This is a genomic window from Roseovarius sp. A46, assembly GCF_004126395.1.
Taxonomy (GTDB): domain Bacteria; phylum Pseudomonadota; class Alphaproteobacteria; order Rhodobacterales; family Rhodobacteraceae; genus Roseovarius; species Roseovarius nitratireducens.
The window spans coordinates 53050-61208 of sequence record NZ_PVWS01000022.1; the positions used below are offsets into that span (position 1 = coordinate 53050).

7 protein-coding genes are annotated in these 8159 nt (G+C 67.5%); 6 read left to right on the forward strand and 1 reads right to left on the reverse strand.

The window, feature by feature from the left end:
• Window positions 1-3: 3 nt before the first annotated feature.
• The 3 genes from C6W92_RS12400 to phoB all read left to right on the forward strand — a co-directional run bounded on the left by C6W92_RS12400 (window position 4) and on the right by phoB (window position 2643).
• The gene (locus C6W92_RS12400; RefSeq protein WP_129433693.1) at window positions 4-1047 is read left to right on the forward strand and encodes an ATP-binding protein; all 1044 of its coding nucleotides are present in this window, start codon (window positions 4-6) and stop codon (window positions 1045-1047) included.
• Window positions 1048-1218: 171 nt separating this feature from the next.
• Window positions 1219-1938, forward strand: a complete 720-nt coding sequence (phoU, locus tag C6W92_RS12405) for a phosphate signaling complex protein PhoU (protein WP_129433695.1) — start codon at window positions 1219-1221, stop codon at window positions 1936-1938.
• Window positions 1939-1953: 15 nt separating this feature from the next.
• On the forward strand, window positions 1954-2643 hold the full coding sequence (phoB, locus tag C6W92_RS12410; RefSeq protein ID WP_129433696.1) for a phosphate regulon transcriptional regulator PhoB: 690 nt from the start codon (window positions 1954-1956) through the stop codon (window positions 2641-2643).
• Between the two features lie 6 nt (window positions 2644-2649).
• Here phoB and C6W92_RS12415 read toward each other — a convergent pair whose 3' ends face one another.
• Window positions 2650-3561, reverse strand: a complete 912-nt coding sequence (locus C6W92_RS12415; protein ID WP_129433698.1) for a LysR substrate-binding domain-containing protein — start codon at window positions 3559-3561, stop codon at window positions 2650-2652.
• Window positions 3562-3675: 114 nt separating this feature from the next.
• Here C6W92_RS12415 and C6W92_RS12420 point away from each other — a divergent pair, with 114 nt between their 5' ends.
• The 3 genes from C6W92_RS12420 (at window position 3676) to C6W92_RS12430 (ending at window position 7698) form a co-directional block, all read left to right on the forward strand.
• Window positions 3676-4899: an acyl-CoA dehydrogenase gene (locus C6W92_RS12420; protein ID WP_129433700.1), complete on the forward strand. Its 1224-nt coding sequence runs from the start codon at window positions 3676-3678 to the stop codon at window positions 4897-4899.
• Window positions 4900-4905: 6 nt separating this feature from the next.
• The gene (locus C6W92_RS12425; protein WP_129433702.1) at window positions 4906-6198 is read left to right on the forward strand and encodes an FAD-binding oxidoreductase; all 1293 of its coding nucleotides are present in this window, start codon (window positions 4906-4908) and stop codon (window positions 6196-6198) included.
• A gap of 87 nt (window positions 6199-6285) precedes the next feature.
• Window positions 6286-7698: an MATE family efflux transporter gene (locus tag C6W92_RS12430; RefSeq protein ID WP_129433704.1), complete on the forward strand. Its 1413-nt coding sequence runs from the start codon at window positions 6286-6288 to the stop codon at window positions 7696-7698.
• Window positions 7699-8159: the final 461 nt, after the last annotated feature.

Genomic DNA, 8159 nt, shown 5'->3' on the forward strand with positions numbered 1-8159 from the left:
GGGATGGAGGGCATCGTCTCGCTGCTCGCGGCGGTGCCACTCGCGGCGGTGCTCGTGGGGCCCGACGCACGCATTCTCGCGGCCAACGCGGCGGCGCGCGAGATGCTGGGGCAGGCCATCGAGGGGCGGCATTTCCTCACCGCCATGCGCCAGCCCGACCTGCGCGCGGCGATCGAGGCCACCGCCGGGGACGGCACGGTACGCAGTATCACCTACCAGGCCGCGAAGGACGGGCGCGACAGCACCTTTCGCGCCCACGTGGCGGCGGTGACGCTCGAGGAGGGCGCGGCGCCCGGCGTTCTGGTGTCGTTCGAGGACCTGACCGAGCGCGAGCAGGCGGCGCAGATGCGGCGCGATTTCGTCGCCAATGTGAGCCACGAATTGCGCACGCCGCTGACCTCGCTCATGGGATTCATCGAGACGTTGCAGGGGCCCGCGCGACGCGACGAGGCGGCGATGGACCGGTTTCTGGGCATCATGGCGCGCGAGGCGGCGCGGATGGAACGGCTGGTCCATGACCTGTTGTCGCTGAGCCGGGTCGAGGGCGAGGAGCGCGTGCGCCCGCGCGAGCCGGTCGACCTGGGTAGCGTGATGGGCACCGTGGTGACCATGCTGCGGCCGCTGGCGCGTGAACGGGGCTGCGCGCTGCGCTTTGAGCCGGGGGAGGCGTGCCTGGTGCCGGGTAATGCAGACCAGTTGCAGCAGGTGTTCACCAACCTCGTCGAGAACGCGATCAAGTATGGCGGGGACGACAACGAGGTGGAGATCACGCTGGCGGCGCATCCCAACGATGTGACGCTGCGGGGGCCCGCCATCGCCGCGACGGTGCGCGACCGCGGCCCCGGGATCGACCCGCTGCATATCCCGCGCCTGACCGAGCGGTTCTATCGCGTGGACACACACCGCTCTCGCGAGATGGGGGGCACGGGGCTGGGCCTTGCCATCGTCAAGCACATCGTCAACCGCCACCGCGGGCGCCTGCGCATCGCGTCCGAGCCGGGGCAGGGCAGCACGTTTTCCGTGATCCTGCCGCGCTGGACCGGGTAACGGGCGGGCATGGCGCCCGGCGCAACATGATGTCATAATCCTGTTGCAAAAGTTTAGCATTCCTGTTGCCCAAGACAGCTAGCACGGGCACCGAGCCGCGCGTGACCGCGCAACCCATATCACCCCCGGGGCCCACCACGGGCGGGGCCCGGCGGAGGAGAGTCAGAGACCATGAACGAAAAACATATCGTGTCCTCGTTTGACCGCGATCTGGAGGCCATCCAGGCGCAGATCATGAAGATGGGCGGGATGGTCGAGCGGGCCATCGCAGATGCGGCGCGGTCACTCGAGACCCGCGACGAGGAGTTGGCCGAGGAGGTGCGCCGCGCCGACGCGGCGATCGACGCGCTGGAAGAGAAGATCAACGAGGAGGCCGCGCTTCTGATCGCGCGGCGCGCGCCAGCGGCGAGCGACCTGCGGCTGGTGCTGACCGTGATCAAGATTTCCGCCAGCCTCGAGCGGATCGGCGACTATGCCAAGAACATCGCCAAGCGCACCGCCGTGCTGACCTCTATGACGCAGGTCAACGGCTCTCCGGCGGCGCTGCGGCGGATGGCGCGCGAGGTCGAGGAGATGCTGCGCGACGTGCTCGACGCCTATATCCAGCGCGACGCCGGGGTGGCCGAGGACGTGATCGCGCGCGACGAGGACGTCGACCAGATGTACAACGCCATCTTCCGCGAGTTCCTGACCTTCATGATGGAGGACGCGCGCAACATCACGCCCTGCATGCACCTGCATTTCATCGCCAAGAACACCGAGCGGATGGGCGATCTGGTTACCTCGGTGGCCGAGCAGGTGATCTACCTCGTCACCGGCGAGATGCCCGACGAGCCGCGCCCCAAGGGCGACAAGACCTCCACCGACCCCTCGATCTCTCCGGTGTCGTGAGGGGAGGACCGGGCCATGTCCACCGAACAACCCACCGTGCTTCTGGTCGAGGATGAGCCGGCGCAGCGCGAGGTGCTGGGCTACAACCTGGAGGCCGACGGCTTTCGCGTGGTGACCGCCGGGAATGGCGAAGAGGCGCTGATGATGGTGGCCGAGGCGCCGCCGGATATCATCGTGCTCGACTGGATGATGCCCAATGTCTCGGGGATCGAGGTGTGCCGGCAGCTCAAGACCCGGTCGGAGACGCGGGGCATCCCGATCATCATGCTGTCGGCGCGCTCGGAAGAGGTGGACCGGGTGCGCGGGCTGGAGACCGGGGCGGATGACTACGTCATCAAGCCCTATTCGCTGGTCGAGCTGATGGCGCGGGTGCGCGCGCAGCTACGCCGGACGCGGCCCGCGAGCATCGGCGAGCGGCTGGAATACGAGGATATCGTGCTCGACGCCGAGACCCACCGCGTGACGCGCAGCGAGAAGCCGCTCAAGCTCGGCCCGACCGAGTTTCGCCTGCTCGCCACCTTCATGGAGAAGCCCGGGCGCGTGTGGTCGCGCGAGCAGTTGCTCGACCGGGTCTGGGGGCGCGACATCTACGTGGATACGCGCACCGTGGACGTGCATATCGGGCGGCTGCGCAAGGCATTGTGCCAGCATGGCGGTGACGATCCGCTGCGCACGGTGCGCGGTGCGGGCTACGCGCTCGGCTGAGCGGGTTCAGCGCGGCAGCCCGTCCTCGTCGTCCGCCTGACCGGCGAGCCAGTCGCGGAAGGCCGTGAGGGCGGCATCCTGCGCGCGGCGCTCTGGCCAGACGAGGTAATAGGCCCCACGCATGGTGACCGGCCCGCCGCAGGGCGCCACGAGCCGCCCGGTGGCCAACTCTTGTTCCACGAGGTAATCTGGCAGGAGCGCCACCCCCATCCCGTGCAGCGCCATCTGCATGATTGTTGCGAACTGGTCATGAATCGTGCCGCCGATGGGGACGCCAGTGATGCCGTGGGCCGCGAACCAGTCGGCCCAGGCGTCGGGGCGCGTCCCAATATGCAGGAGCGGCAGGCGCAGCAGGTCGCGCGGGCCGCGGACGGCGCGTTGGCGTGAGAGGAACTCTGGCGTGGCCACCTCCACCATCGCCTCGTGCCGGAGCCGCAGCGTGCCCGTTCCCGGCCAGTCTGGTTTACCAAAATGTAGCGCGGCATCAAATGGTTCCGACGCGAAGTTGAACTTATCAAGTCGGGTGGAAAGGTTGATCGTGACCTCCGGGTGACGGTGCGCGAAATCCGGCAGGCGCGGCACCAGCCAGCGCATCCCGAAGGTGGGCAGGATCGCGAGGCTGAGCGTGCCGCCCGCGGCATTGACCGATAGCCGCATCGTCGCCTGCGCGATCTGTTCCAGCGCACCGCGCACGCGGGCGGCGTAGTCGGCGGCCTCGGGCGTCAGGCGCACGCCGCGCCCCTCGCGCGTCAGGATCGGGTGGCCGATGAAGTCTTCCAGCGTTTTCAATTGCCTGCTGACGGCGCTCTGCGTCAGCGACAGCTCCGCGGCCGCCGCCGTGGCACTGCCGAGACGATCGAGCGCCTCTAGCGCGCGCAAGGACGCGATGGAGGGCAGGCTGCGGCGGGGGAGGGGCATGACGCTACTCTTTCTTGCGAAAAACTCATGGGTTCATGTGAAAATATCGGTATTCGCCCGCGTTTGACCAGTCTATCCTTGCAGTGGTCTGACCGAAATGTTGAGGATAGTGCCATGAACGCCCCCACCACCCCGCTCCGTGCCAAGGACGCGCCCGACCTGGGCAGTTTCGACTGGGCCGATCCACTGCGGCTCGACGATCAACTCTCGAATGAGGAGCGCATGATCGCCGCCAGCGCGCGCGAGTTCGCCCAAGGTGTGCTGCAACCGCGGGTGATCGACGCCTATCGTGAAGAGCGGGTGGAGCCGGAGATTTTCCGGGAAATGGGCGAGATGGGCCTGTTGGGCACCACCATCCCCGAGGAATATGGTGGGCTGGGCACGAATTACGTGAGCTATGGCCTCGTCGCGCGCGAGATCGAGCGCGTCGATTCAGGCTATCGGTCGATGATGAGCGTGCAGAGCTCGCTCGTGATGTACCCGATCTACGCCTATGGCAGCGAGGACCAGCGCCGCAAATACTTGCCCGGCCTCGCAAGCGGCGAGCTGATCGGCTGTTTCGGCCTGACCGAGCCGGACGCGGGCAGCGATCCGGCGGCGATGAAGACCCGCGCGGAGAAGATCGATGGCGGCTATCGCCTGACCGGCACCAAGATGTGGATTTCCAACAGTCCGATCGCCGATGTGTTTGTCGTCTGGGCAAAATCAGACGCCCATGACGGACGCATCCGCGGCTTTGTGCTGGACAAGGGCATGGCCGGTCTCAGCGCCCCCAAGGTGGGCGGCAAGCTGAGCTTGCGCGCGTCGGTGACCGGCGAGATCGTAATGGACGGCGTCGAGGTCGGCGAGGAGGCGCTTTTGCCCAACGTGCAGGGGCTCAAGGGGCCGTTTGGCTGTCTCAACCGGGCGCGCTATGGCATCGCGTGGGGGGTGATGGGTGCGGCCGAGTTTTGCTGGCATGCCGCGCGCCAATACGGGCTCGACCGGCGGCAATTCAACCGGCCGCTGGCGCAGACGCAGCTTTTCCAGCTCAAGCTCGCCAACATGCAGACCGAGATCGCGCTGGGAACCGAAGCGGCGCTGCGGGTCGGGCGGCTGATGGACGAGGCGAAGGCCGCACCAGAGATGATCAGCCTCATCAAGCGCAACAATTGCGGCAAGGCGTTGGAGATCGCGCGCCACGCCCGCGACATGCATGGCGGCAACGGCATTTCCGAGGAATTCCAGGTCATTCGCCACATGGTCAACCTCGAGACGGTCAACACCTACGAGGGCACGCATGATGTGCACGCGCTCATTCTCGGGCGGGCGCAGACCGGGCTCCAGGCGTTTTTCTGAACATGAATGACAGGGCGTAATCCTCTGGAAAGAAAAGGCAAGACAGAGCCAGAGTCCCTCTGGAGCGCAAGCGCCGAAGAGCGCTTCGCCGCCCCCGATCTTCAGGGCGAGCGCAGCGCCGATCTCGCCATCATCGGCGGGGGCTATACCGGGCTGTCGGCGGCGCTGGCGGCGGCGGAGCAGGGGGCCGAGGTGGTGCTGCTGGAGGCCGAGCGCGTGGGCCACGGCGGCTCGGGGCGCAACGTGGGCCTCGTCAATGCCGGGCTGTGGCTGCCACCCGATGCGGTGGCGGCGCGGCTGGGCGAGGGGCCTGGCGAGGCGCTCAACGCCACGCTGGCGGCAGCCCCGACCCGCGTCTTTGACCTGATCGCGCAGCACGCCATCGCCTGCGAGCCGCAGAGGGCGGGCACGCTCCACCTGGCGCATGCGCCGGGCGGCCTAAAGGATCTGCGCCGCCGCGCGGAACAGGCGCAGGCGCGGGGGGCGCCGGTCACGCTTCTGGACGGGGACGAGACCGCGCGGCGCACGGGATCGGAGCAATTTCACGGCGCGCTGCACGATCCGCGCGCGGGCACGATTCAGCCGCTGTCCTATGCGCGCGGCCTGGCCCGCGCCGCCGCTGGCGCGGGCGCGCGCATTTTCGAGCAGAGCGCGGTGGTCGCCGCCGAGCATCACGGTGGGCAATGGACGCTGCGCACCGATGGCGGCAAGCTGCGGGCGCGCCGTTTGCTGCTGGCAACCAACGCCTATCACCGGCCCGCCGAGGGCACGCGCGTGCCGGACCTGCCGGTGGTGCAGTTCTTTCAGATCGCCACCGCGCCGCTGGGCGACAACATGGCCGGAGACATCCTGCCGGGCGGCGAGGGGTGCTGGGATACCGGCACGGTGATGACCTCGCTCAGGCGCGATGCGGCGGGGCGGGTGATCCTGGGCGGGATGGGCGCGGGCGGGCAGACCCACGAGGGCTGGGCCCGGCGCAAGCTGGCGCATCTGCTGCCCCGGCTGGCCGATGCGCCGCTGGAGCATGTCTGGTCCGGGCGCATCGCGATGACCGGCGACCACCTGCCGCGTATCCTGCGGCTGGGGCCGGGGGCGCTGGCGGTGTTCGGCTATTCGGGGCGCGGCATCGCACCGGGCACCGTGTTCGGAGAGGCCGCCGCCAGGGCGCTGCTGGCGGGCGACGAGGCGGGGCTGCCGGTGCCGTGCGTGGACAGCCATGCCGAGGCGCTGGCGGCGCTACGCACGCTCGGCTTCGAGATGGCGGCGCGGATGGTGCACCTAGTTTCCGCGCGGCTCTGACATTTTCGCACAAGTCGTGTGACATCCGGAACGTTTTCCGCACTGGTGCAGGGTCTATATCCGCCATCAGTAATCAGGAGCGGCGGAATGACCCAAATAGACAGGCCCGGGCGCAGTGCCCGGTTTACCCAAGGCAATCTCTTTCGCCACGTCACGGTGATGTCGCTCACGTCGAGCCTCGGCATCGCCGCGATCTTTGCCGTGGACCTGATGGACGTGATGTTCATCGCGATGCTGGGCCAGAGCGAACTTGCGGCGGCGGCGGGCTATGCCGGGGTGGTGATGTTCTTTGCCAGCGCGCTGAATATCGGCCTGTCTATCGCCACGGGCGCGCTGGTGGCGCGAGGCTTGGGCAAGGACGACCCGCACCTCGCCGCCGAGCACGCGGCAAGCACCGCCGTCATCGCGCTGGGATTTGGTGCGTTGGTGCCGCTGCTGACACTGCCGCTGCTGGAGCCGATCCTCGGGTTCCTCGGTGCGGGCGGTCGCGAGGCGGAGCTGGCGGCGGGCTATCTGTGGATCATCCTGCCGAGCACGGCGCTGTCGGGGTTGGCGATGGTGGCGGTCGCGGCTCTGCGTGCACATGGCGACGCGCAGGGTGCGATGGTGCCGTCGCTGCTTGGTGCCGCGGTCAACGGCGTGGCGGACCCGATCCTCATCTTCGCGGTGGGACTGGGGCTTGACGGGGCGGCGATGGCCACGGTGCTGGCGCGGCTCGCGACTGCCGTGCTGGCGCTCGCGGTGGCGCAAAGCCGCCACCGCGCGTTCTGCTGGCCGCGCCCGGAATGCCTGCGCCGGGATCTGCGCGACGCGCTGGGGATCGCGTTACCGGCGATGATGACGACCGTCGCGACGCCCGTGGGCACCGCCATCGTTACCCGCGAGATGGCGAAATACGGCTCGGACGCGGTGGCGGGGATGGCGGTCATCAACCGGATGATGCCGTTCGTTTCGTCGGTGATTTTCGGGCTGTCGGGGGCGCTGGGCCCGATATTCGCGCAGAATTTCGGGGCAGGGCGCATGGACCGGGTGCTGGGCACGTTCCGCGAAGGGCTGCGGTTCCTGGCGCTCTACATGCTGGTGGCCTGTGTCTTACTGGTATCACTGCGCGCACCGGTGGCCGACCTTTTCGGGGCGACGGGGCAGATGCGCGAGCTGCTCTACCTGTTCATGGGACCGCTGGCACCGGCGATGACCCTCAACGGCATCCTGTTCGTGTCGAACGCGGCATTCAACAATCTCGGCCATCCGGGCTATTCCACGGCGCTCAACTGGGGGCGGCACACGGCCGGCACCTGGCCGTTTGCGGTGGGCTTCGGCGCGATCTTCGGGGCGGAAGGCGTGCTCATCGGGCAGGCGCTGGGCGGCGCGGTCTTTGCCGCCGGCGGCGCGTGGCTGGCACTACGGGTGATCGAGGCCCCGTGCCGCGACCCGCTCGGCGCGCATTACACATGTCCCGATCAGAGGATGCAGGTGATCGCGGGGCGCAGCTATCGCTGACGGGGGAGATGTCTGTGGGTACCTGAGGTCATATCCATAACGCGCATAATCAGTATTATGTTAAATAACATGGGGTGTATCCCCTCTGCATACGTATCGACTCTCACGGAGGATTCGTGAGATGAAGTGTGTATGTCAGAAGATCACCTCACTGAGAGCGCGTGGGCGCGCGGCGCACGCGATTTTAAGCTCGCGACAAAGACCTTCCGCTTTTGGGTCCCGGAAGCGGGGGGCACTGCTGTGATTGGAGCTTTTGATGGCGCACTGGCCGCTATTTTTTTCTTTGGTTTTGCGTTTGCTGTTTGGCTTGGCGCGACAGCTTCAGCCCCTATTAGGGAACGTCTGAAAAACCTGCGACTTTCTGCCTAATCTGATAGGTTTGGGGCGTCCGCCAGAGGAGTCCTGCCGATGCCGAAACAGCCCGCCTTTCCCAGCCTGCGTGATGCGATGAAGAAGAAGGT

Coding starts and splice junctions, on each gene's coding strand:
- C6W92_RS12400 (WP_129433693.1), top strand. CDS start 4: ATGGAGGGCATCGTCTCGCTGCTCGCGGCGGTGCCACTCGCGGCGGTG.
- phoU (WP_129433695.1), top strand. CDS start 1,219: ATGAACGAAAAACATATCGTGTCCTCGTTTGACCGCGATCTGGAGGCC.
- phoB (WP_129433696.1), top strand. CDS start 1,954: ATGTCCACCGAACAACCCACCGTGCTTCTGGTCGAGGATGAGCCGGCG.
- C6W92_RS12415 (WP_129433698.1), bottom strand. CDS start 3,561: ATGCCCCTCCCCCGCCGCAGCCTGCCCTCCATCGCGTCCTTGCGCGCG.
- C6W92_RS12420 (WP_129433700.1), top strand. CDS start 3,676: ATGAACGCCCCCACCACCCCGCTCCGTGCCAAGGACGCGCCCGACCTG.
- C6W92_RS12425 (WP_129433702.1), top strand. CDS start 4,906: ATGACAGGGCGTAATCCTCTGGAAAGAAAAGGCAAGACAGAGCCAGAG.
- C6W92_RS12430 (WP_129433704.1), top strand. CDS start 6,286: ATGACCCAAATAGACAGGCCCGGGCGCAGTGCCCGGTTTACCCAAGGC.